This is a genomic window from Roseibium alexandrii DFL-11 (assembly GCF_000158095.2).
Classification (GTDB): domain Bacteria; phylum Pseudomonadota; class Alphaproteobacteria; order Rhizobiales; family Stappiaceae; genus Roseibium; species Roseibium alexandrii.
The window spans coordinates 5,197,604-5,219,938 of the sequence record NZ_CM011002.1 but is presented as its reverse complement, the minus strand read 5'-3'; the positions used below and the strand labels follow the sequence as shown (position 1 = coordinate 5,219,938).

Sequence of the window (22,335 nt, the reverse complement as noted above, 5' to 3'; positions counted from 1 at the left end):
ACAGTTTTCCCTATAAGACGCGCTCAGCCAACATCGTCATTCACTTAACGACCGAGCAGACCGGAAGCAAACACGCGCTTGTCCGGACCGCTCGCTTCGAGCTGCGAGCCGAGATGCCTAAACGCACAGATATTTCCTCCATCCTGATCATTGGTGCCGGCCCGATTGTCATCGGCCAGGCATGCGAGTTTGACTACTCGGGAACACAGGCGTGCAAGGCCCTGCGCGAAGAAGGCTACCGAATTGTCCTGGTCAACTCGAACCCGGCGACGATCATGACGGATCCAGATCTCGCCGATGCAACTTATATCGAGCCGATCACGCCGGAACTGGTCGCCAAGATCATAGAAAAGGAACGCCCGGACGCACTGTTGCCGACGATGGGTGGGCAAACCGCGCTGAACTGTGCGCTGGACCTTGAACAGATGGGCGTTCTGGAGAAATACGGCGTTGAGATGATCGGCGCCCGGGCGGACGTAATTGACAAGGCAGAAGACCGCGAAAAGTTCCGCGCGGCAATGGACGTGATCGGTCTTGAGAATCCGCGGGCGGCCATTGCCTCCTCCCCGGCCATTCGCGGTGAAGATGGTAAGATAACCGGTTACGACCGGAACACCGGTTATCTGGAGGCCATGCGTGCTCTGGATGAAATTGGCCTGCCAGCCATTATTCGCCCCGCTTTCACGCTCGGCGGCACAGGCGGCGGTGTTGCCTATAACCGTGAAGAATATGAGACCATCGTGCGCTCGGGCATCGACGCGTCTCCGGTTGGCCAGGTCCTGATCGATGAGAGCCTTCTCGGCTGGAAAGAATATGAAATGGAGGTCGTTCGCGACAAGGCGGACAACTGCATCATCATCTGTTCCATCGAAAACGTTGACCCGATGGGCGTTCATACCGGCGACTCGATCACCGTCGCTCCTGCCCTCACGCTGACCGACAAAGAATACCAGATCATGCGGGACGCCTCGATCGCGGTCCTTCGCGAAATCGGCGTCGAAACCGGCGGCTCAAACGTCCAGTTCGCAGTCGATCCGGAGAATGGGCGCCTTGTGGTCATTGAGATGAACCCGCGCGTCTCGCGCTCGTCTGCGCTCGCCTCCAAGGCGACCGGCTTTCCGATCGCGAAGATCGCAGCGAAACTCGCGGTCGGCTACACACTGGACGAGCTGGAGAACGATATCACAGGCGGTGCAACGCCAGCCTCTTTCGAGCCGAGCATCGACTACGTGGTCACCAAGATCCCTCGATTTGCTTTCGAAAAATTCCCGGGCTCAGAGCCTTACCTGACAACCGCGATGAAATCGGTTGGCGAAGTCATGGCCATTGGCCGGACCTTCAACGAAAGCCTTCAAAAGGCATTGCGCGGTCTGGAAACCGGTTTGAACGGTCTCGATGAAATCGACATTCCGGGCCTCGACCAGGGCGACGACAAGAACGCATTGCGGGCTGCCGTTTCAACGGCGACCCCGACGCGGTTGCTGTCGGTTGCTCAGGCCATGCGCCTCGGCATGACGGTTGAGGAAGTTAATCAGGCCAGTGGTATCAACACCTGGTTCCTGGAACAGATGGCCGAAATTCTAGCCATGGAAGCCAAGATCCGGAACATCGGCCTGCCCGAGGATGCTACCAATCTGCGCAAACTCAAAGGTATGGGCTTCTCCGATGCGCGGCTCGCAAGCCTTGCCGGCGCGGACACGGACGATGTGGTCAAGCTGCGGGATGAGCTGAACGTTCACCCCGTTTTCAAGCGCATCGACACCTGCGCTGCCGAGTTCGCGTCCCCAACCGCGTACATGTATTCCACTTATGAAGCTCCCTTCATGGGCGCTCCGGCCTGTGAAGCCAACCCGTCGGACCGCAAGAAAGTCGTTATCCTCGGTGGCGGTCCGAACCGGATCGGCCAAGGCATCGAGTTTGACTATTGTTGCTGTCATGCAGCGTTCGCGCTGGAAGACGCCGGCTATGAGACCATCATGGTCAACTGCAACCCGGAGACAGTGTCCACGGACTATGACACTTCCGACCGTCTCTACTTCGAACCGCTGACACCAGAAGACGTTCTGGAAATCATCCGTAAGGAACAGGAAAACGGCATTCTTCACGGGGTTATCGTTCAGTTCGGCGGCCAGACGCCTTTAAAACTGGCCCAGACGCTGGTCAAGGCCAACGTGCCAATCCTTGGCACGTCACCGGACATGATCGACTTGGCGGAAGACCGTGACCGGTTCCAAAAACTGTTGATCAAGCTTGGTCTGAAGCAGCCGGAAAACGGCATCGCCTATTCCGTTGAGCAGGGCCGCTTAATCGCAAGTCAGCTTGGTCTGCCACTGGTGGTCCGCCCGTCTTATGTTCTGGGCGGCCGCGCCATGCAGATCATTCGGGATGACGAAAGCCTCAACTCCTATCTGCTTGGCACTCTGCCAGAGCTGGTTCCTGCAGAAGTGCGGGCGAAATACCCGAACGACAAGACCGGCCAGATCAACACGGTTCTAGGCACAAACCCGCTGCTGTTCGACCGGTATCTGGAAGGCGCTATCGAGGTTGATGTTGACGCCCTGTGCGATGGCAAGGACGTGTTCGTTTGCGGTATCATGGAACACATCGAAGAAGCTGGCATTCACTCCGGTGACAGTGCCTGTTCCCTGCCACCTTTCTCGCTGTCAGAAGACCTGATCGAGGAACTGAAGCGCCAGACAACGGAAATGGCGCTCGCCCTTGAAGTTGGCGGCCTGATGAACGTGCAATATGCAATCAAGGACGGCGAAATCTATGTTCTTGAAGTGAACCCGCGGGCTTCGCGGACTGTTCCGTTTGTTGCAAAAACCGTCGGCGAGTCGATTGCCAAGATCGCCAGCCGTGTCATGGCCGGGGAAAGCCTGGCGTCGTTCGGCCTTGCAGAGAAGAAATTCGACCACATCGCCGTCAAGGAAGCCGTATTCCCGTTTGCCAGGTTCCCGGGCGTCGACACTATCCTTGGACCGGAGATGCGCTCCACCGGTGAGGTTATGGGCCTCGACAACCACTTTGGAACAGCCTTCGCAAAGTCCCAGATCGGTGCCGGTACGGGTGTTCCGTCGGAAGGAACCGTCTTTGTCTCCATGCGCGATCAGGACAAGGCGTCGGTTGTTGAGGCAGTCCGTAGCCTGGAAGACGCCGGGTTCAAGATTATCGCGACAGCGGGAACCCAGACTTTCCTGAAAGAGCAAGGCATCAAGGCTGAGAAGATCAACAAGGTGATGGAAGGCCGTCCCCATATTGTCGATGCGGTCAAGAATGGCGAAGTGCAGCTTGTCTTCAACACGACGGAAGGTGTTCAGGCGATTGCCGACAGCCGCTCCATGCGCCGAGCGGCCCTTTTGAACAAGGTTCCGTATTACACCACGCTTGCAGGGTCGATTGCTGCAGCGAAGGGCATCTGCGCTCATAAAGCGGGGAGTCTTGAAGTTAGACCTTTGCAATCCTACTTCGCCTAAGGCTAATATGAGTTGAAACCGGCCGGGAAAGCGCACTTTCCCGGCTGGGTTTGTTTTTGTGAAGCGTGGTCTTCTTCGAGAGGACCCAATAAGCTGAAGGTCTTAGACCCATGGAAAAAGTTCCGATGACCTCCGCCGGTTACACCATGCTCCAAAGCGAGCTGAAGGAACGGACCGGCGTCGAGCGCCCGCGCATTGTTGATGCCATTTCAGAGGCCCGCGCGCATGGTGACTTGTCGGAAAATGCCGAGTACCACGCGGCCAAGGAAGCACAGAGCCTGAACGAAGGCCGGATCGCGGAATTGGAAGACAAGTTGTCCCGCGCCGAAATTATCGACGTGAGCAAACTCTCCGGCGATGTCGTCAAATTCGGTGCGACTGTCAGCTTGGTTGATGAAGACACGGAAGAAGAAAAGAAATACATGATCGTCGGCGACGTTGAGTCCGACGTGAAACAAAGCAAGGTTTCTATTTCTTCTCCGATCGCCCGTGCACTCATCGGAAAGACGGTAGGAGACAGCGTGGAAGTTGCTGCTCCAGGCGGTGCGCGTTCCTACGAAATCGTGGAAGTTCAGTTCATCTGACGGCAGTTGCCTGTCTGGCTCTCCAGGATACCGAGACGGAATTTTGCCAAGTTTTCGTTTTTCACCGCCAAGCACCTTTTATTCTGATCATGAAAGGATTTAAGGTCTAAGGCGGTGGGATTCGGAGTTCCAAAATGGTTTTTCACGTAATTGGTTTCTGGCTGCTGATGCTTTCCATCCCCTTGTGGGGATATCGTTTCTTTTTGACATCCAAGCTTGCCTACCGGGAGAAGAAAATCTTCCGGCGGCTTTTGGATCATGCTGACGAGCGGGCTTACTTTTTCGCGTTAAAGTTATTCGGTTTTTTGGTTGCCTTGAGCGCAGCTGTTTTGGCGATGGTTGCCGGTCTCGGCTATATCAAGCACGGCTCCACACAGATCGGCAGTTACCGGGAAGTCATTCGCAGCCGTATCTATTCAGGCGTTGACCCTGTGGACCAGGCCCTCGACACCTTCCACTACGATCAGTGGCTGCCAATTGCGATCCTGACGACCTGTGCATTGCTCAGCATCAGCTTCACGCTCGTAGCAACGGCGCTCCGGGACATCTCGCTTCTCAATCGGCTGCGCAAACGCCTGAAGAAAGTCCCTCAGGCAATGAAAACGGCACCGAAAGCTTAAGCTTCAACGTTCAGACCTGCGTTAGTGGAAACAGGTGTGACATCACACGTTCAAAAAGACTTGAGAAGCAAAGATCAACCGTCGATCGGCACGACCGGCTCGTCTTTGGTCCGGCGGATGGTGAGCGCTGTGCGGACACTGTCCACGTTTGGCGCAGCTGTAAGTTCACGGATCACAAAATTCTGGAATGTCTGCAAATCCGGCGAGACGCATTTCAAAAGGAAATCCACCTCCCCTGAAAGCATATAGCTCTCACGAACCAGCGGCCATTTTTCAACCGTCTGCTCAAAAGCAATCAGGTCTGCCTCGGTTTGGCTGTGAAGGCCAACCATGGCGAACGCTGTGACATCGTAGCCAAGCTGCTTCTCATCCAGAAGCGTCCGGTAGCCCTGAATCAGGCCAGCTTCCTCAAGCGCACGCACACGCCTCAAACACGGCGGCGCGGAAATTCCGACCCGGCGAGCCAACTCAACATTGGTCATCCGGCCATCATCTTGCAATTCCTTCAGGATTTGCCAGTCAATGGCATCAAGGCGCGCTTTCACACCGCTCTCCTATGAGTTCTGGGACGGTGCCGTCACACGGCCCTAATCTGGGGCTGACGTGAGGTTCCGCAAAAACTTGAGTTTCATGCACAAACGTGTTTCTACGGTGCCGAGTTATGACTTTTTGCGCGTTTGTGCAAGACTATAACAAATTTGCGCACAATCTTGAAAGATTCCGACAGGGAAATCCCGCAGTTTATGTTGAACGCAACGGCATCGCCCCGTTCCCTTTGGATTTTGACGGATGGTAAGGCGGGCGACGTCGCGCAATGCGTCGGCGTCGCCGATACCCTCAACCTACCCCACGAAATGCGGACCGTTTCTCCCAAACCGCCCTATTCCTGGTGGATGCCGTTTGGCCCGTTTCCGCCGGCCGACCGGGAAGACCAACCCGGGAGCCCGATCGCGCCACCGTTCCCTGATATTGCAGTGGCCTCCGGCCGCCGTGCTGCGGCCTACCTACGCCGCCTCAAAAAGGCATCCAAGGGGAAAACCTTCACGGTGTTCCTGAAAGACCCGAGATCCGGCACTGATGCTGCTGATCTCATTTGGGTTCCCGAGCACGATCCGCTGCGCGGCGAAAATGTCCTGGTCACACCGACCTCTCCCCACAAGTTTTCTGCAGCGCGTCTTGCTGAGCTAAAGGCAGAACTTGTACCGCAGATCGATGATCTCCCTCAGCCGAGAGTGGCTGTACTTGTCGGCGGCAACAGCCGGCACCACACCTTCACGGAAAATGATCAAACCCGGTTTCTGGACGGACTGCGGGAGACCGCGGAACAGGACGGGACACATTTTCTGATCACAGCTTCGCGGCGGACACCCGAGTTGCTTGTCGACGGGATCAAGAGCCTTGTTCGCAATGGCGGCCATTTCTTCTGGGACGGCACCGGCAACAATCCGTACGGTCATTTTCTGGCAAAGTCCGACGCCATCATTGCCACAGCAGATTCGACCAACATGATTGGCGAGGCCGCAGCCACGGGCAAACCCATCCACGTCTTTCATCCAAGTGGTGGTCACGCAAAGATCACCCGGTTTTTGGGGACTTTGGAAGATATGGGATGTGTTCACCCCTTCCCAGGACCACTTAAAACCACTACCTACGATCCGATTGACGCAACACCTGTGATCGCAGAACGTATTCTGGCAGACTACAGAGCGCTTCACCAAACCGGTCAAATATCGCAAGGTGGCTGACATAGACAGTCACGGTTGAGACAAGAAATACGGATTATACTACGCCCATGAGTACTAAGCACAGCAAGCTGTTGATCGTCGGCTCCGGCCCGGCCGGTTATACCGCCGCCATCTATGCGGCCCGCGCCATGATCCAACCGACCTTGGTTGCCGGAATTCAGCCGGGCGGTCAGCTGACCATCACCACCGATGTCGAAAACTATCCCGGCTTTGCAGACCCGGTCATGGGCCCATGGCTTATGGAACAAATGCAAAAGCAGGCTGAAAATGTCGGCACGGAGGTCATATACGACACGATCATCAAGGCGGACTTGTCGGTACGCCCATTCCGTCTGGAAGCCGATAGCGGCACCGTATTCACGGCAGACACGCTGGTGATCGCGACCGGCGCGCAAGCCCGCTGGCTGGGGCTGTCCTCCGAACAGGATTACATGGGTGCTGGCGTGTCGGCCTGTGCGACATGCGACGGATTCTTCTATCGGAACCGCGAAGTCGTCGTGGTCGGCGGCGGCAACACGGCCGTCGAAGAAGCGCTTTACCTGGCGAACCTTGCCTCCAAGGTGACGCTGGTTCACCGCCGCGACAGTCTGCGCGCAGAAAAGATCCTCCAGGACCGGCTGTTCTCACACGAGAAAATCGAGGTGATCTGGGACCACCAGGTTGACGAGATCCTCGGGGGCGGCGAGCCGAAAGCCGTCAGGGGTGTGCGCCTGAAAAGCACCAAGACCGGTGAGCTTCAGGAAATCTCCACCGATGGTGTGTTCATCGCGATCGGCCATGCTCCATCCGTTGAACTGTTCAAGGATCAATTGACCTTGAAACCGAATGGCTATCTGGAGACAGATCCGGATTCCACCAAGACATCGATCCCCGGCGTTTTCGCAGCCGGTGACGTTACCGACGATATTTACCGCCAAGCGGTCACCGCAGCCGGAATGGGCTGTATGGCTGCCCTTGAAGCGGAAAAGTATCTCGCCGAACAGGATGCTGTCGGTTCACAACAGGCTGCTGAGTAACGCAGTTTCCCGGCTGGACGGATTGGGGATTGCCATGGATTGGGACAAATTGCGTATCTTCCACGCTGCCGCGCAAGCAGGCAGCTTTACCCATGCGGGCGATACGCTTCATATGAGCCAATCCGCAGTGAGCCGCCAGGTCAGTGCGCTTGAGCATGATTTGGGGGTTCCCCTGTTCCACCGGCATGCCCGCGGCCTTCTGCTGACGGAACAGGGTGAACTTCTCTATCGCACTGCCGGTGATGTCCTGATGAAGCTGGAGGCTGTGCAATCCAGGCTCAAGGACAGCAAGGACAAGCCTTCTGGCGTTTTGAAAGTCACGACCACGGTTGGCTTGGGGTCGACCTGGCTGGCATCAAGGATAAGAAGCTTCACGGATCTTTATCCGGATGTTGAACTGCAGCTGATATTCGACAACGACGAGCTCGATCTCAGCATGCGCGAAGCCGATGTTGCGATCCGGTTGCGCCAACCGACACAGCCGGATCTCATTCAACGCAAACTCTTCACCGTGCACTTTCACGTGTTTGCGTCACCTGAATACATCCAGCGCTTTGGCTCCCCGTCCTCGATCGAGGATATTGATGATCATCGTATCATCACGTTTGGCGAGCAGGCTCCTGCCTATCTGCGCTCCATGAACTGGCTTGTGACGGCAGGCCGCGTGGACGGCAAACCGCGGCAGTCGGTGCTCCAGGTCAACAACATCATTGCGATCAAGCGGGCGGTCCAGACTGGCGCCGGCATCGCGATGTTGCCAGACTACATTATCGACAATGGCCGGAACTTGGTTCCCGTGCTTGAAGACCAGGAAGACAAGGTGCCGTCCTTCGATACCTATTTCGTCTATCCCTCAGAGCTCAAGAACACTGCGCGGGTTACAGCATTCCGGGAGTTCCTTTTGAAGAACGCTCAGAACTGGGTGTATTGAAGCACAACTGGGAGCCAAAGCCATCGGTCGACCTTGGAATCACAAGGAACGACGACCAGATGTGTGTCGTTTCAGAAGTGTTTGTTGCGCCGAACATCTCTCTCAGCGCTGCCGTTGTGATGAGCATCACGATTACGAACCAAGTTTTATTGAAAGCAGCCGAATTCATATTCATACCAAGACAACGGCGGCCCAAACGCTCCTGCGCGCCCATCTAGTGGGACGCTGAGTCCGTAACCTACTCAGAAAATTGAGAAATTGGACGACGGGCAAAGCCCTGCGCAATTTGCATAGCAGATCTGCGCGACTGCCTCTTGTTTAAGCAGCTTGTGCACTGCATATAAGCATCACTGTTGGTCACACAGGCATCACGTCCTCCTCCCAGTGATGCCTCGACCAGCTGTTCCCCTCTGGAAGGTGATTCCACTGGTTACAGTGAATCAATTCAAACTGCCGGGTCTTTTGAGACCCGGCTTTTTTTTGCCTACATGAACGCACTCAAGCGTTAAGCGCAGCCTTGGCAACCTTAGGGATCTCGAAATACGCCTGTTGCACATCCTCAAGCGGGATTGGCTGACCGATGAAGTAGCCCTGCCCGTAGTGGCATCCGCAAGCTGTCACCACGCTCAACTGCTGAGCCGTTTCGACGCCTTCGGCCGTCGACTTCATATCCAGATTGTCAGCAAGCGCCGCAATCGTTCTCAAGATCGCTGCACTGCCCTCGTCTTTTTCAACTTCCGAAACGAACCTGCGGTCAATTTTGAGCTTGTTGAATGGCAGTTCCTGCAGATAGCCAAATGACGAGAAGCCGATGCCGAAATCGTCCAAGGCCAGGTTTAGACCAGCATCTCGCAATTTTCTGAGATCCTCATGAGCGGCTGAGCCTGCGGACATCAAGACACTCTCGGTCAGCTCCAGTTCCAGGCGATGCGGAGAAATTCCTGCCTCTTTGAGCCCATTAAGGACTCGTTCGACAAATCGACCATCGCCAAGCTGTAGAACCGAGACGTTTACGCAGGCGCGGTAATCGTTCGGCCAGGTTGCCAGCGAGCGCAGCACTTCAGACAGAACAAAATCACCAACCTTCGCGATCAGGCCAATCTCTTCAGCCAGCGGTATGAAATTGGACGGGGGCACATAACTCTCCTCCCCCTGATGCCAACGAACCAACGCCTCGAAGTGATCAACCCGATGTGTTTCCAGGTTCAGGATCGGCTGGCAGAAAACATCAAGTCCCTGGTTTTCCACCACGCGGATCAGTGCGTTCTTCGTTCGCTTCCTCTCCGCATCTTCTTTTGCGATATCAGCGTCGAACACACGATATGCGGATCTTTTCTCCTGTTTGGCCTTGTAGAGTGCCAAATCGGCGCGTGAGAGTGTTTCTTCAGAACCGGTACCATCCGCCGAGATGATAGCCACTCCAACGCTAAGCCCGCTCTGAACCATGAGTCCGTCGAGATTAACGGGCAGATCGAAAACAGCACACAGACCGTTAGCAATCTCGCGGATGTCCTCTTCCGTGCGCGGCTTGAGCACAAGCGCAAACTCATCGCCGCCCAAACGGGCAGCAAGATCGCCACCTTCGCTAACAGCTTTCAGCGTATTCGCGACATGTTGCAGCAAACGGTCACCAACCACGTGGCCATGACTGTCGTTCACCGCCTTGAAATCATTCAGGTCGATCAACAACAAGGATGACGCCACCTCATCGGCATCCCCGGCAATGTCTACGACGTGGTCCAAAGTCTCCCGGAAAGACAATCGATTGGCCAGTTCGGTCAGGTTATCCGTTTCAGCGGCCTTTTTAACACGCTCATCTGCCACAACCTTTTCGGTGACATCTTCATACGTCTCCACCCACCCGCCATCCGGCATTGGAGCTGCGGAAAAAGACAGAATCCGGCCGTTGGACAGGTGGATCAACGAGCGTATGTGTGAAGTAGGCTGAACACTCTCAGAAACGGCTTTAGTGGCTTCTCCTGGAAACCCGGTCACAAAAGCGCCTTGCCGATACTGGTTGTAGGCGTGGTAGGACGTTCCCGGCACCAGCATTTCCGGCGGAAGCCCCGTAAACTCCCCGGCTCGGTCATTGCAAAAATGCAACCTGCCATCCTTATCAAACGCACTGACGCCCTGTACGACCGATGCCAAGGTGACCTCCAGCTCTTCTGAGCGAAGGCGTGCTTCCTTTTCTCTCTCGAAAAGGCTGTCAGCCATTTCCTTGCTGTCTGTGATATCCCAATTCACCCCGACGGCTTCCGTTACATTGCCATCGTCGTCCTCCAGAAAACTACAATGAGCGGCCAACCAGTGAATGCTGCCATCCCGGCGAACGATGCGAAAATCGGTGGCGAACCCGGATTTCTTCTCATATGCCTCCAGGAATTGCCGACGGGCTGCGTCGATGTCATCCGGATGAACCGTCCGCTCCCAATCGTTGAATTCGCCGTTGAAAGACCCTGGATCAACATCAAACAACCGGAACATGGCATCGTCCCAGGTGAGACGATTGGCAGCCATATCGAAACGCCACACGGCAATTCCGGCAGATGAACGGGCGAGATCGGTTAAAAAGAGAGTCGACTTGAGAGCCTTGTGCTCAACGGAGAATTTCTTGGCCTCGCTGATCATCAGGCCAAGAATAACTACACCGACCACGTTTCCAACAAGCAACAAGTACCATGCGTTTTCGAGGATCTGGAGCCCCACTTCAACGCCTTGATCGATAAAGAAACACGGTAGGACGAAAAGCGTGCCGACGACCGCAATGGACAAAAGCCGCAAGGGACCCGGGCCGAGATCACGATGACGACAGCAGGCCCCGACAATGGCACCGTAAGCCGCATAAAAAAACGGGCTGAGGCTGCCGCCAATCGCAAATGGGCCACCGACCCAATAACGCGCAGCGCCAGCGATGGTCGCCGTGATTATCCCCCCGAAAGGCCCAAGGAAGTACCCACTCAGAATCGCCGGCGCGGCACGCGTGTCGAACGTGGCACCATCGCCAAAATGGACAGGCATCATCACAACCAGAACGGACAGGAGGCCAAACAACGCGCCAAGGAATGCCGCGCTTACCGACCGGCGCGCGTGCAAGATATCGCGGCGCGCAAAAAAATAGAACGCCAGGGCGCCTAGCGAAAGAGCGCCAATATTTGCGATCCAATCGACGACCATCTAAGCCTTTCTGAGCGCACAAAAGCACACTTGGAGAAAAAGCGACGATGATCAGCCTAGTTCAAAAATGCTAACAACTTCAATATACAGTAATACATACTTGCATCGAGACTATTGCTAATAGTCTCGATGCAAAAACAGCAGATGCAGCGCCTTTTTACATAAACAAAAGCTCGCCACTCATGTCTTTATAAAGACCCGCGACTTGCTCCTCGTAGCCGTTGTAGAGCAGTGTGTTTCGGCGTTGATCCGTTCCCAGCAGTTTCTCGGTTGCCTGTGGCCAGCGCCGATGTGGAACCGACGGGTTCACATTCGCCCAAAAACCGTATTCCTTCGGCTGGATTTCTTCCCAGAAGCTCACCGGACGCTTGTCGGTGAATGAGATCCGAACCACGGACTTGATACACTTAAACCCGTATTTCCAGGGGGTTACGAGCCTGATCGGCGCTCCGAACTGCTTGGCAAGCGGTTTTCCATAGATCCCGGTCGCCATGAACGCCAGCTCATTGGTGGCCTCCGCAAGTGTCAGACCTTCAACATAAGGCCACGGATACCAGGACTGTTTCTGACCGCTGGCAACTTCCGGATTGAGGAATGTTTCGAAACGAAGGTATTTGGCACCTGTTTGCGGTCCCGCCAGTTTGACCAACTCGGCGAGCGGAAAGCCAGACCAAGGCACAGCCATGGACCAAGCTTCAACACACCGATGTCGGTAAAGGCGCTCCTCCAGAGGCATCTTAGCAAGAAGAGCGTCGATATCAATCGTCTGAGAATTGTCGATGAGGCCGTCCAGCATCACAGTCCATGGACGGATCTCAAGGTTCTGAGCTGCCGGCCAGATCTGCTTGTGTGAGCCAAACTCATAGAAATTGTTATACTTCGACGCCACGTCTTCATCGGTCACCGGCCGGTCCAATGTAAATGTAGAATTGCGTGGAACCGGGTAGAGCCCAGCGCTCGGGTCTGCCTCCGCAAAGGCCGGCCTCATCCCAAGTCCACTTCCGAGCAAGGCACCTCCCCCTGCAAGCCCCGCCAGGATCTGGCGTCTGTTCAAGAAGACATGCTCTGGGGTCGCTTCGCGCTCGGGCAATTCCCAACTGCGTTTGGTCAAGATATTCATCGTCAAACTCCCAATCTGGACGTAGAAAGACCGGATTGTGTGTTCAAACGCAAATAACGCCCGAGTGACCGATGCCAAGTGTCAGGCTCGTGTTAGCCAGTTTTCAGCAGCCTCCCGGTCTTTTGAAACGAAGCTTTTGATCTCCAGACCCGGGATCAGCATCCCTTCGATTTCCGCGACCTTGCGAATCCAACCCGCATCACACAGGACAGCGCACTTTCGGAATTTACCCAGAAGCTTCAGAAGGTCCGGCATCATCTTGAATTCGACAGCCAACGCGCCTGCGGTTGGCCATTCGAAATCATCAATGACATAGAGCATCGTGCCGTTGGTCAGATCTTCTGCGGCTTCGATGAGATCCTCCAAACCGGCATGCATCAAGTCAGCATTGAGAGGACCGCACAAATGAACAAAGACGCGGTCCTCTTCCTGTTTTTCGATCGCAAGCATTGAACACCTCCTTTGGCAGCGCCTCTTCCCATATTGAGAGTAAGGGAACGGAGACACAATCAAATGAGACAGATCAACACTTTGCACTTGCGCGGCTCTCTACGCCGCCTGTTTTCCCGAACGCTGGAGCGCCTGGTCAGCTGCTTTGCCCGACAGCTCCGCCATATGATCGAACTCTGCCGTGTAGCTGGCAACTCCCGCCGTCGCGGACCGGAGATCAACGATCAAGTCACCGATTTCAGCTTCTGGCATCAGCGCCTGAACTTCATCCCATCCGCTCCAGCCGGGACGGGCGTCAAATCCAAGCAACTGTCCGCGCCGGGCCGAAACAATGGCATTGATCCTGGCGGTCGCATCACTTGGACACGTGACGACCACCTTGTGTATTGGCTCCAGCAGGATCGGCTTGCACTCGGACAGGCCTTCCCGGATCGCCAGGATACCTGCCATCTTGAAGGCCTGATCGGAACTGTCGACCGAGTGATACGACCCGTCGATGAGACACACCGAAAGGTCGACTACAGGAAACCCGAGCGGCCCTTGCCCCAAAGCTTCCAGAACACCTTCCTTCACCGATGCGATGTATTGCTTGGGCACCACGCCCCCGGTGATACGGTCGGTGAACTGGATGCCTTCCCCTCTTGGCAGTGGCGAAATCTCGAGAACCACGTCACCAAACTGCCCGTGACCCCCGGACTGCTTCTTGTGACGCCCGCGAGCCGTCGCGCTACCACGGATCGTTTCCGAATAAGGCACATGCGGCGCATGCACGGCGACATCCAGCCCGTATTTTCCAGACAAACGCTCCTGAGCGACGCGCAAATGCATTTCACCCTGCCCGCATAACAAGGTTTCAGCCGTTATCTGGTTCTGCGCCACTGTCAGGGAGCCGTCTTCTTCGGCAAGCTTGGAAAGGGCAGCTGACAAGCGAACCTCATCCTTGCGCTGCCCGGCTTCAATCGCCGTCGCCAGGACCGGCCGCCTGGTATCCGCAGTGTCCAGAGCTGGGAGTTTGCTGCCCTGAAGGCTCAGTACATCACCGGTTTGAACGTCTTCCAAACGCCCCAGGCCGACGAGATCCCCCTCAGACGCTTTGGAGATCTTGTTCAATTGCTGTCCAAACAGGGAAAACAGCCCCGAGACCTTCGCTTCCGTGGTTCCGTTCACATAAAGGCTGTCATTGTCCGCCAGAGCGCCACTCAACACGCGCGCCACAGAGACTTTGCCGCCATGTTGTGTGTGAAGCGTCTTGATCACTTGGATTGCGCTTTCGGGCGCGGCATCAAGAAGGCGCGCCTTGAGGCGGTCAACCGAAGGCACCTCATGGCGTAGGGCTTTCAAGAGGCGGGTGACGCCGTTGCCATGTTCTCCAGAGCCAAAGAAGACCGGACAAATCAGGCCGTCCTGCATTTCCGCAACGAGATCAGCGAACACTGTACCCCGGTCCGGCGCAATGTCCTCAAGCAGCGCTTCCATCAGGTCATCATCGTGATCGGCAAGATGCTCCAGCATCGTGAACCGGGCTTCATGTTCGCGCGCCCGGTCTTCATCCGACATGTCGATCTCGGTGCTCGGTTCCTTTTCATGATAAACATGCGCCCGTTCCAGGGCGAGATCGATGAAGCCTGTGGCCTGACCGTCCTCCCAGATCGGTATCTGGCGCAAAACAAGTGGGACGCTTGACGCCGGTTGCAGCAAGTTTAAAACATCGCGAACACGTCGTGTGCTCTTGTCGATCTTGTTCAAAAACAAAACCCGCGGAATGGCGCGGGCTTCAAGGGCTTTCAGGATCAGCTGCAAGGCTGGAACCTTGCGCTCATCATCTTCGGCGACAACCACAGCCAGATCCGCACCGGACAAGGCGCTGTCCATTTCTCCCAAAAACTCGACTGATCCCGGACAATCGATAAAATTGAACCGGTCGCCGAGGTATTCCACATCCGCGAAGTTGAGCTCCACGCTCATCCCATGAGCCCTGGCTTCAGCCGAACCATCACCAATGGTGTTTCCGTCTGACACCTTACCCTGCCGGTCCACCTTGTTCGTGCGCGCCAGGATCGCCTCCAGCAAGCTGGTCTTACCGCTGCCAAAGGGTCCGACCAAAGCCACGCAGCGCGGTTCCCTGCCGCTGGAGTTTGCCTGTCCATTGTTGGCGTTTGCCATACTTAGCCTCCCGTTTGCCCGAGGATATCCTCGTTAAAACGCGGCACGGCCGGCGGTTCAGGACGCGGGCCCGCCGCGTCTCGCCCGGATGGGATCGAAGGCCAAAAACCCGGAAAGCACCGGGCTTGATATTCGTCATGGCCCTTCAATCAAGGGCGGGAAACTATCGTCGCGCCCGAGACGGGGTAAACGCAAGGAAATCTTACCCTGCACCGCAGCAAACAGGTGGCGCATTCGGCGCTACCAACCGGCACCTTTCGCTCGTCCGGTCACCGAAATGCTTCAATTCGCGATTTAAGTTGGTGTTGCGCGCAGCTCCACTCATACTGATCCGCGGGCACGAGATGGAATGAGAGGTATAAACATGTTGCTAATGGCCAGGACTGTCTTGTCGGCGTTTGGTGCAACGATTGTTTCAGCGGGGCTATTGTTTTCTGGCAGCAGTGTCGCAGAGGCGCAATCAGTTCAGCCGCGCGGCGTAATCCAACCCGGCACAACGCTCGGGCCGTCCGCGCAACAACAGCTCAATCAGAACCTCAATCGTCAGCAGAACAATTTCTCGACCCAGCAAAGAATCGACAGCAACAATCGGCTGAACCGGACACAGCAGATCAACCGCAACAACACCCGGACAAACACACTCTCGTCTTGTCCCGGCGCAAATTCGGCTTGCCAGAACTAGGGCTCAGGCCTGAACATCCTGGGATGTTCCCGGCGCTGCCGCAGAACCTGTAACCAGAACTCCCGCGCCCGCACTTTTATCTGACAAACGCGCCTGGAGGAAATTCCGGCCGATTATCAAAGCTGCGATCGTCACCACCACCGGCACAAAACGGCTGCCCGGGGTCATCAGCGCCCAAACGGCCCCGCAGGCGCAGATAGCAAGTAAGACGGCGGAAAAGACGAGTTGCAGACGGTCTGTGACATTCTCCAATGCAGCGAATCGGGACCGCGAAAACAGCATCTGGGCGAAACCGACAGCAAAAACGGTCACCAGAACGCCCCCATACGCATATTCGGCAAGGACGTCTCCCACACCGTCAAACCCGAGCCGGAACAGACCCACAATCAGCGGCGTTGCCAATAAAATGTGAATGTTGACGCCCATCAGGATTGGATGCATCCGAACCTTCATACCGATTAGGGCACCCAAAACCATGAGGCACAGTGCAGAACCAACCCAGCCGGCGAATTCCAGATCCCCCGATTGGCGCCATAAAAGAATGAAAACGATTGACGGCACTCCTTCCATCAGGTCGGTCAGCCATCGTTTTTGTTGGGTTTGCATGCCGTGTGCCTCGCTCGTTATGCAATCAGATTACGGCCACAAGCGCTGATCGTAAATACGCAGCAGCACAATCGATTTTTCGCCGCATAGATTGCCTAGCAAAGGTCAAGTTGATCAGCCTTTAGTGGCTCGGGCGGATCCGCTTCAAGAATTCCCAGACCGGCAGAGCCGTCACACCTCCAACCACGCCGGACACATAGCCGGGTATGGCCCAGCCGAGCAACGATGACCAGAGCAGGCTGACAACAAAACTCACCGCGAACATGGCGGCCACAGTGATCAGCAATCGTTGCCAAAGCGGAAGAAGAACAGCCAAGCCAGCCTCCAAAGCACATAGAAACGACTTCAGCCTATGCGCGCCCTTCGAGAAAGAAAAGCCTGATTGGTCAAAGTCAGAGTGAGCCAAACAAAAAGGGCGACCGGAGCCGCCCTTGGATGCCGAAAAGCAACCGAACTTATTTCAGGTTGCCACAGAAGCGCTGAATGCGGGTGCAGGCTTCTTCCAGGGCTTCCGTGGATGTTGCGTAGGAAATCCGGAAGTTTGGACCGAGGCCAAAGGCCGACCCGTGAACAACCGCAACACCTTCAGTTTCCAGGAGTTCGGTCACGAAGTCTTCGTCGTTCTCGATGACTTTGCCGGACGGAGTGGTCTTGCCGATGGTTCCAGCGCAGGACGGGAAGACATAGAACGCGCCTTCCGGAACCGGGCAGGTAATGCCATTTGCCTGGTTCAGCATGGAAACAACGAGATCGCGGCGCGCTTTGAAGATTTCATTGTTCTTCGGAATGAAATCCTGCGTACCGGAAATCGCTTCAACCGCGGCCCACTGTGCGATCGAGTTCGGGTTGGAGGTCGACTGGGACTGAACCTTGGCCATGGCCTTGATCAAGTCGGCCGGGCCACCGGCATAGCCGATCCGCCAGCCAGTCATGGAATAGGCCTTCGACACGCCGTTGACGGTCAGCGTGCGGTCATAAAGCGACGGCTCGACCTGGGCCGGTGTCGTGAACCGAAAATCGTCATAGACCAGGTGCTCATACATGTCGTCGGTCATGATCCAGACATGCGGATGTTTGACCAGAACGTTGCACAGCGCCTTCAGTTCAGCTTCCGTGTAAGCGGCCCCGGATGGGTTGGACGGCGAGTTGAAGATCAGCCACTTGGTGCGCGATGTGATGGCAGCATCGAGCGCTTCCGGCGTGATCTTGAAGGTGGATTTGTCGGCTTCAACGATGACCGGTTCGCCGCCAGCCAGGAGGACCATATCCGGATAACTGACCCAGTACGGCGTCGGGATGATGACCTCATCCCCCGGATTGATGGTCGCAACCAGAGCATTGTAGAGCACCTGCTTGCCGCCGGTTCCAACAGTGATCTGATTGGTTTCGTAAGTGAGCCCGTTTTCCCGCTTGAATTTTTCGGCGATGGCGGCCTTCAGCTCCGGAATACCATCGACGGCCGTGTACTTGGTCTTGCCGTCATTAATGGCCTTGATCGCGGCCGCCTTGATGTTTTCCGGGGTGTCGAAATCCGGCTCGCCAGCACCGAGACCGATCACATCGCGGCCTGCGGCTTTCAGCTCGCGTGCCTTGTTGGTGACGGCGATGGTCGCAGATGGTTGAACTCGCGCCAATGCGTCAGCAAGAAAGCCCATAATGTCCTCCAGGGGGAAACGGGAAAGTTAGCGCGCGGACCCTAGATCCGCTGGGCCATCATGACAAGGGCATGAAGGCCTAGAACGGCAAAAATAAAGGCAATCGCTTCGATCGCAGGCTGAGAAGGATCAGCTGCGGGTTTCCAGGACCAGTTTCGGTTCCTTGCTGTCCTTGTCGACAAGCATTGCGCGGAAGCGTTTCTTCTTTGTCTGGCCGTTCAGGATATTGACCGGGATCGACATCGGGATTTCGGTTTCTGACTGTGCCGCACCAAGCAAGGAAGAGTAATTGTTCGGATGAAACAGAATTTCCGTGACCGGCTTGCTGTCCATGATTTCGTTGGTCAGGTGGTAGGTCTTCATCGCCGCCTTGTTGGCAGCAATGATCATCTTCGACTTTGTGTTGATCACCAGCATTGGCGCGCTGCAGATTTCAAAGACTTTGAGAAAATCGACATCACCGCCGATCCGGCCTGCGGAAAATAGAACGCCTCCAACCGTTCCCCCGATCCGGAAGTGCATCGCTTCATAGGTCAGCTCGATGGCATCGTTGGAGGCCAGCAGGAACTTGCCGCGGCCAGACGCACTCGCCCGGCGCGTCAATGCGCCCAGCGCCAGGGAAACAATGGTCCGGCCAACGCGTTTTTGGATGTGCGCGATATTACGGCCGATGATCAGTCGGGCATCCTCGATCTGAAAGGTTTTAACAAAGCCGTCGCTCGCAAAGCGTACGTAACCGAAATTGTCGATAAGCAGCACCACCCGGTTTGAAGAGGCAACAAAGTGCTGCAGGATCGGTGCAAGCCCCAGAACAATGCGGCCCGGGTTTTCGTCTTCGCCAATCGACGGGAAACAGATGACAACGATCCGTCCGTCGACCAACTCATAGCGGTGAGCAACGATCGGGATACCGGGGATCCGGTGATCCGGTCCGCCGCCGACATCAAACGGCCCGGCGACCCCATCGCGGATGGCGCCTTGGATCAGGCGCAAGATCGTTTTCCTGTCTTCCGGTGACAAGTTGCGCAGGGCGAGGTTCGACGGCGCCTCCTGCAGGTCCTTGACCTCGCTATGGAAGCTCTGACTGCCGATCTCATGCCAAAGGATTGTTTTTTGAGAGATATCAGCAACGAAAAACTGGAGCCCAGCCAAGGCAAGCGCAGGTGTGTCCTCTGAAACTTTCGTCTCAAGTTCTTGTTCTGCTGGCTTGTCATCCTTGCTTTGTGTCAACGCGTTCTGCGCTGCTTTGACCACCATAGCCGTCTGCACTCTCTACCGATTACCTACCCTGTCCGCAGTATCGAAAAAAAGTGCAAACAAACCATAAAATGGAACGCATAAAGTCTAACTTTATTTAAATGCATCAGTAATTTATGCAGTGATTTCTTTGAAAGCACTGCGCTTTTATTGCTCACTTATTTTGGGAACATCCAACCGCAAAAAACGGGTGATTTGCAGCGCCCCACAAATGTCATGAAATGGCACCAGCAAAGCCCAAGAGCAGACGGTCTCCCGGCGTAATTTGATTGGAATGTGCATCCGTTGAAACTGCGGAGGCCAGAATGTTGGAACGCACCCAGAAATCTGAACACCATAGCGAAGACCGCCATATCGCCATACTGGCGATATTGTTCGGGTCGGCAGCAGTGCTTTTGACGTTGCTGGCCGTTGTTCCTGAACCAGCGGCCGCTTTGCCGTTTTTGGCGCTGATCTTAATGGCGCAACTGACCCGGATGCTCGGCACCCGCCTGTTCCGCGATCTTAAGGACTAACCGCCTTCACGATTTGCAGCCCCCAGTTCCAAAGAAAAAGACAGGCTGTCATGACACACACACACGCAAAATCAGCTGATTATAAAACCCAGGATCCCGAGATCCAGACGGCAGACCGGAAAAGGTCCAGGGACCTGCAGGACGCCCGCCCCCTGTTGCAGGCTATTTGTCTCGGCATATTCTTGGCGGCAATCCTGACCGCAGCCGCCGCTATTGCGGGATCTGAGGCAAGAGACATGACAACACCGGGCACCACCATCCCTGCCCTGACACATCCGCTGCATTCCGAAGTAGGCAAATAAGTTCTTTGGGTCCAGGTTGATGCCACCAGCGCGTTGACACCGATCAAGGCCATGAACAGGACCTCCAGATACAGTCATCCGGTCTGGAGGTTCCAAGCGCAATGCCATAAGGACCTCCTGTTAAAATACTTGAGAAACAGGAAATTAGGCCATGGCCATTGCCAACGGACAAAAGTGGATCGATAAAGAAGTCAGTTTTTCGGAGGCTGCCATGGACATCGATCTTTCTCTTTCGGCTGATACCGTACGGATGCTGGCGCAAAAGGCCCGCGCGGTTGCAGAAACCTCTGCCGATACGTTTGAAGATGGCCATGAAGGGGACGTCGAGTTTGACGCCGACACCCTTGAAGAAGCTCATGGCCACGACGGTCTGGCAGAAGAAGAAAGCGACAACCTCTCCGATGAGGAATTGCGTGAGCTCTTGGAAGATCTGAACGTCGACGAAGCTGCCGAGCTTGTCGCCATAACCTGGATCGGCCGGGGGGATTTCGAGGCAGAAGACTTTTCGCAAGCAGTTCAAGAAGCCAAGGATCGGGCAGTCGGCTCAACCGCTTCCTATCTGCTTGGCATGCCGATGCTCGCGGATCACCTGGAAGCCGGTCTGGATTCCCTTTCCCTGTAAGCCCTCCCCGCCAGAAAACCTTTCGGCAGGCCAGCGGCTTGGCCCATGTCAATCCGTATTCCTGGTCCTTTTCGAGCAGTCCACAGCTTGGCGTTTTCCTTGGGAAAACACCTTTAGATATTGTTTACCATCTTTTCGCCGCGGGATTTATGCAGCAACCTCAGGCGCAGTGGTGGTGATCAAGGGGTGGTGTGAATGCTGCGTGATCCGGTCAATCAGGAAATCTTTGCGACGCAGAGACCGTCACCCTGGCCGTTCGTTGGGGCGATATTCGGGGCGGCCGCACTGGTCACGACTTTGATCATGGCATTCAACAGTTAGGGTTGCCTCGGTCGAACACTCCGAGCAACTTGCATCTCCAGCCCTTCAGATAATTGGTCATGGACAAACGTTAACCGGAAGCCATGACACAACCCTCATTCAACAGCCCATCAGGCAACATGCCCCGGACAGAGACCGGCCGCCTTGCCGTTCTTGATTTGGTCCGCGGCGTGGCAATTGTTGCCATGGCGATCTACCATTTTTCTTGGGATCTTTCGTGGTTTGCCTTAGTTGACTGGGATGTCGGAGGGGCTCCAAGTTGGCGCGCATTTGCCGTCTCGATCGCCGCCAGCTTCATGATCCTGGTTGGGATCAGCCTGGACCTCGCGCATCATAAGGAGATCCGTTGGCGCTCCTTCTGGAAACGCTTTGCGCTTATCGCCGCTTCCGCAGCCTGTGTGTCGATCGGCACCTACTTTGCCTTTGGAGACAGCTTTGTCCGGTTCGGCATTCTGCATTGTATTGCTGTTTCGAGTCTGATCGCTCTACCGTTCACGCGAATGCCATTGGTCTACGCTCTGGTTGCTAGCGCAGTCATCCTGACACTGCCGAACTGGGCATCCTCGAGTGTGTTTGATGGTGATATGTGGATCTGGACAGGCCTTGGCACCCCGGCTATGCCCAGCGTCGATTATGTCCCTCTCGCGCCGTGGACCGGAGCAACACTGTTAGGTGTGGCGCTGTCAAAGGCCATTCGCCGATCCGCCGCCATGGAACGCCTCAAACAGATGGAATTCTGTAGTCTATCAGGCCGGGCGCTCAGATGGATGGGCCGCCATTCCCTGCCAATCTATCTTCTGCATCAACCGCTTCTTTATGGTCTGGTTTGGAGTGTTACGCTTCTGGGCCCAAACATGGACCGAACCAGCCGCAGCTTTCAGACCAATTGTGCGCAAAGCTGCGCAACAAGCATCGGGAACGAGGCACTTTGCGTTGCCGCATGCCGATGCACGCTTGATGGCTTGAAATCAGAAAACATCTGGCAACCGCTGCTCGGCAGCCCCCAGGACCCGGATTTGCAAACACGCATGAACCAGCTTTACAGCGCCTGCCTCTCAGCCCCTGGAACCGATACGATCAATTAGACAGTACA

The 22,335-nt window shown here is 55.6% G+C and carries 20 protein-coding genes; 11 read left to right on the top strand and 9 right to left on the bottom strand.

Going from position 1 to position 22,335, the window contains the following annotated elements; genetic code table 11:
- The first annotated feature begins 113 nt into the window (after positions 1 to 113).
- The 3 genes from carB (at position 114) to SADFL11_RS24060 (ending at position 4,680) form a co-directional block, all read left to right on the top strand.
- A complete protein-coding gene (carB, locus tag SADFL11_RS24070) occupies positions 114 to 3,476 on the top strand; it encodes a carbamoyl-phosphate synthase large subunit (RefSeq protein ID WP_008191207.1) in 3,363 nt (1,120 codons plus the stop codon).
- Positions 3,477 to 3,586: 110 nt separating this feature from the next.
- Positions 3,587 to 4,060, top strand: a complete 474-nt coding sequence (gene greA, locus SADFL11_RS24065) for a transcription elongation factor GreA (protein ID WP_008195288.1) — start codon at positions 3,587 to 3,589, stop codon at positions 4,058 to 4,060.
- 134 nt (positions 4,061 to 4,194) lie between these two features.
- A complete protein-coding gene (locus SADFL11_RS24060; protein WP_008195981.1) occupies positions 4,195 to 4,680 on the top strand; it encodes a hypothetical protein in 486 nt (161 codons plus the stop codon).
- A 74-nt stretch (positions 4,681 to 4,754) separates the two neighbouring features.
- Here SADFL11_RS24060 and SADFL11_RS24055 read toward each other — a convergent pair whose 3' ends face one another.
- On the bottom strand, positions 4,755 to 5,225 hold the full coding sequence (locus tag SADFL11_RS24055; protein WP_008190144.1) for an Lrp/AsnC family transcriptional regulator: 471 nt from the start codon (positions 5,223 to 5,225) through the stop codon (positions 4,755 to 4,757).
- A gap of 198 nt (positions 5,226 to 5,423) precedes the next feature.
- On the opposite strand from SADFL11_RS24055, the gene SADFL11_RS24050 reads away from it, so the two are divergent.
- The 3 genes from SADFL11_RS24050 to SADFL11_RS24040 are packed head-to-tail and all read left to right on the top strand — an operon-like array spanning position 5,424 to position 8,372.
- Positions 5,424 to 6,425: a mitochondrial fission ELM1 family protein gene (locus tag SADFL11_RS24050; RefSeq protein ID WP_040452390.1), complete on the top strand. Its 1,002-nt coding sequence runs from the start codon at positions 5,424 to 5,426 to the stop codon at positions 6,423 to 6,425.
- Positions 6,426 to 6,472: 47 nt separating this feature from the next.
- On the top strand, positions 6,473 to 7,441 hold the full coding sequence (gene trxB / locus SADFL11_RS24045) for a thioredoxin-disulfide reductase (RefSeq protein WP_008188718.1): 969 nt from the start codon (positions 6,473 to 6,475) through the stop codon (positions 7,439 to 7,441).
- Between the two features lie 34 nt (positions 7,442 to 7,475).
- Positions 7,476 to 8,372 carry a LysR family transcriptional regulator gene (locus tag SADFL11_RS24040; protein WP_040452391.1) on the top strand — a complete coding sequence of 299 codons (897 nt, stop codon included), beginning with the start codon at positions 7,476 to 7,478 and terminating at the stop codon, positions 8,370 to 8,372.
- Positions 8,373 to 8,870: 498 nt separating this feature from the next.
- On the opposite strand, the gene SADFL11_RS24035 is transcribed toward SADFL11_RS24040, so the two are convergent.
- The 4 genes from SADFL11_RS24035 to SADFL11_RS24020 form a co-directional block, all read right to left on the bottom strand.
- Entirely contained in the window at positions 8,871 to 11,549 is a 2,679-nt protein-coding gene (locus tag SADFL11_RS24035) for an EAL domain-containing protein (RefSeq protein WP_008195847.1), read from the bottom strand.
- A 157-nt stretch (positions 11,550 to 11,706) separates the two neighbouring features.
- A complete protein-coding gene (gene msrP, locus SADFL11_RS24030; RefSeq protein WP_008195836.1) occupies positions 11,707 to 12,669 on the bottom strand; it encodes a protein-methionine-sulfoxide reductase catalytic subunit MsrP in 963 nt (320 codons plus the stop codon).
- An 81-nt stretch (positions 12,670 to 12,750) separates the two neighbouring features.
- The gene (locus SADFL11_RS24025) at positions 12,751 to 13,119 is read right to left on the bottom strand and encodes a SpoIIAA family protein (protein WP_008190627.1); all 369 of its coding nucleotides are present in this window, start codon (positions 13,117 to 13,119) and stop codon (positions 12,751 to 12,753) included.
- A 99-nt stretch (positions 13,120 to 13,218) separates the two neighbouring features.
- On the bottom strand, positions 13,219 to 15,282 hold the full coding sequence (locus SADFL11_RS24020) for an elongation factor G (protein ID WP_008194095.1): 2,064 nt from the start codon (positions 15,280 to 15,282) through the stop codon (positions 13,219 to 13,221).
- Positions 15,283 to 15,631: 349 nt separating this feature from the next.
- Here SADFL11_RS24020 and SADFL11_RS24015 point away from each other — a divergent pair, with 349 nt between their 5' ends.
- On the top strand, positions 15,632 to 15,964 hold the full coding sequence (locus SADFL11_RS24015; RefSeq protein WP_134853127.1) for a hypothetical protein: 333 nt from the start codon (positions 15,632 to 15,634) through the stop codon (positions 15,962 to 15,964).
- A gap of 3 nt (positions 15,965 to 15,967) precedes the next feature.
- Here SADFL11_RS24015 and SADFL11_RS24010 read toward each other — a convergent pair whose 3' ends face one another.
- The 4 genes from SADFL11_RS24010 to SADFL11_RS23995 form a co-directional block, all read right to left on the bottom strand.
- Complete coding sequence (locus SADFL11_RS24010) at positions 15,968 to 16,570, bottom strand: hypothetical protein (RefSeq protein ID WP_008188796.1); 603 nt, start codon at positions 16,568 to 16,570, stop codon at positions 15,968 to 15,970.
- Between the two features lie 121 nt (positions 16,571 to 16,691).
- Positions 16,692 to 16,886 carry a hypothetical protein gene (locus SADFL11_RS24005; protein ID WP_134853126.1) on the bottom strand — a complete coding sequence of 65 codons (195 nt, stop codon included), beginning with the start codon at positions 16,884 to 16,886 and terminating at the stop codon, positions 16,692 to 16,694.
- A gap of 139 nt (positions 16,887 to 17,025) precedes the next feature.
- Positions 17,026 to 18,225, bottom strand: a complete 1,200-nt coding sequence (locus tag SADFL11_RS24000; RefSeq protein WP_008189220.1) for a pyridoxal phosphate-dependent aminotransferase — start codon at positions 18,223 to 18,225, stop codon at positions 17,026 to 17,028.
- Positions 18,226 to 18,354: 129 nt separating this feature from the next.
- A complete protein-coding gene (locus tag SADFL11_RS23995; protein WP_008195570.1) occupies positions 18,355 to 19,482 on the bottom strand; it encodes a hypothetical protein in 1,128 nt (375 codons plus the stop codon).
- Between the two features lie 305 nt (positions 19,483 to 19,787).
- Here SADFL11_RS23995 and SADFL11_RS23990 point away from each other — a divergent pair, with 305 nt between their 5' ends.
- The 4 genes from SADFL11_RS23990 to SADFL11_RS23975 all read left to right on the top strand — a co-directional run bounded on the left by SADFL11_RS23990 (position 19,788) and on the right by SADFL11_RS23975 (position 22,327).
- On the top strand, positions 19,788 to 19,997 hold the full coding sequence (locus SADFL11_RS23990; RefSeq protein ID WP_008194487.1) for a hypothetical protein: 210 nt from the start codon (positions 19,788 to 19,790) through the stop codon (positions 19,995 to 19,997).
- 50 nt (positions 19,998 to 20,047) lie between these two features.
- Entirely contained in the window at positions 20,048 to 20,299 is a 252-nt protein-coding gene (locus tag SADFL11_RS23985) for a hypothetical protein (RefSeq protein ID WP_040450887.1), read from the top strand.
- Positions 20,300 to 20,450: 151 nt separating this feature from the next.
- Complete coding sequence (locus tag SADFL11_RS23980; protein ID WP_008196549.1) at positions 20,451 to 20,921, top strand: DUF3775 domain-containing protein; 471 nt, start codon at positions 20,451 to 20,453, stop codon at positions 20,919 to 20,921.
- Between the two features lie 404 nt (positions 20,922 to 21,325).
- Positions 21,326 to 22,327, top strand: a complete 1,002-nt coding sequence (locus tag SADFL11_RS23975) for an acetyltransferase domain-containing protein (RefSeq protein ID WP_008191336.1) — start codon at positions 21,326 to 21,328, stop codon at positions 22,325 to 22,327.
- Positions 22,328 to 22,335 lie beyond the last annotated feature (8 nt).

Coding starts and splice junctions, on each gene's coding strand:
- SADFL11_RS24000 (WP_008189220.1), bottom strand. CDS start 18,225: ATGGGCTTTCTTGCTGACGCATTGGCGCGAGTTCAACCATCTGCGACC.
- SADFL11_RS24060 (WP_008195981.1), top strand. CDS start 4,195: ATGGTTTTTCACGTAATTGGTTTCTGGCTGCTGATGCTTTCCATCCCC.
- greA (WP_008195288.1), top strand. CDS start 3,587: ATGGAAAAAGTTCCGATGACCTCCGCCGGTTACACCATGCTCCAAAGC.
- SADFL11_RS24020 (WP_008194095.1), bottom strand. CDS start 15,282: ATGGCAAACGCCAACAATGGACAGGCAAACTCCAGCGGCAGGGAACCG.
- trxB (WP_008188718.1), top strand. CDS start 6,473: ATGAGTACTAAGCACAGCAAGCTGTTGATCGTCGGCTCCGGCCCGGCC.
- carB (WP_008191207.1), top strand. CDS start 114: ATGCCTAAACGCACAGATATTTCCTCCATCCTGATCATTGGTGCCGGC.
- SADFL11_RS23985 (WP_040450887.1), top strand. CDS start 20,048: ATGACACACACACACGCAAAATCAGCTGATTATAAAACCCAGGATCCC.
- SADFL11_RS23990 (WP_008194487.1), top strand. CDS start 19,788: ATGTTGGAACGCACCCAGAAATCTGAACACCATAGCGAAGACCGCCAT.
- SADFL11_RS23995 (WP_008195570.1), bottom strand. CDS start 19,482: ATGGTGGTCAAAGCAGCGCAGAACGCGTTGACACAAAGCAAGGATGAC.
- SADFL11_RS23975 (WP_008191336.1), top strand. CDS start 21,326: ATGACACAACCCTCATTCAACAGCCCATCAGGCAACATGCCCCGGACA.
- SADFL11_RS24010 (WP_008188796.1), bottom strand. CDS start 16,570: ATGCAAACCCAACAAAAACGATGGCTGACCGACCTGATGGAAGGAGTG.
- SADFL11_RS24015 (WP_134853127.1), top strand. CDS start 15,632: ATGAGAGGTATAAACATGTTGCTAATGGCCAGGACTGTCTTGTCGGCG.
- SADFL11_RS24050 (WP_040452390.1), top strand. CDS start 5,424: ATGTTGAACGCAACGGCATCGCCCCGTTCCCTTTGGATTTTGACGGAT.
- SADFL11_RS24025 (WP_008190627.1), bottom strand. CDS start 13,119: ATGCTTGCGATCGAAAAACAGGAAGAGGACCGCGTCTTTGTTCATTTG.
- SADFL11_RS23980 (WP_008196549.1), top strand. CDS start 20,451: ATGGCCATTGCCAACGGACAAAAGTGGATCGATAAAGAAGTCAGTTTT.
- SADFL11_RS24035 (WP_008195847.1), bottom strand. CDS start 11,549: ATGGTCGTCGATTGGATCGCAAATATTGGCGCTCTTTCGCTAGGCGCC.
- SADFL11_RS24040 (WP_040452391.1), top strand. CDS start 7,476: ATGGATTGGGACAAATTGCGTATCTTCCACGCTGCCGCGCAAGCAGGC.
- msrP (WP_008195836.1), bottom strand. CDS start 12,669: ATGAATATCTTGACCAAACGCAGTTGGGAATTGCCCGAGCGCGAAGCG.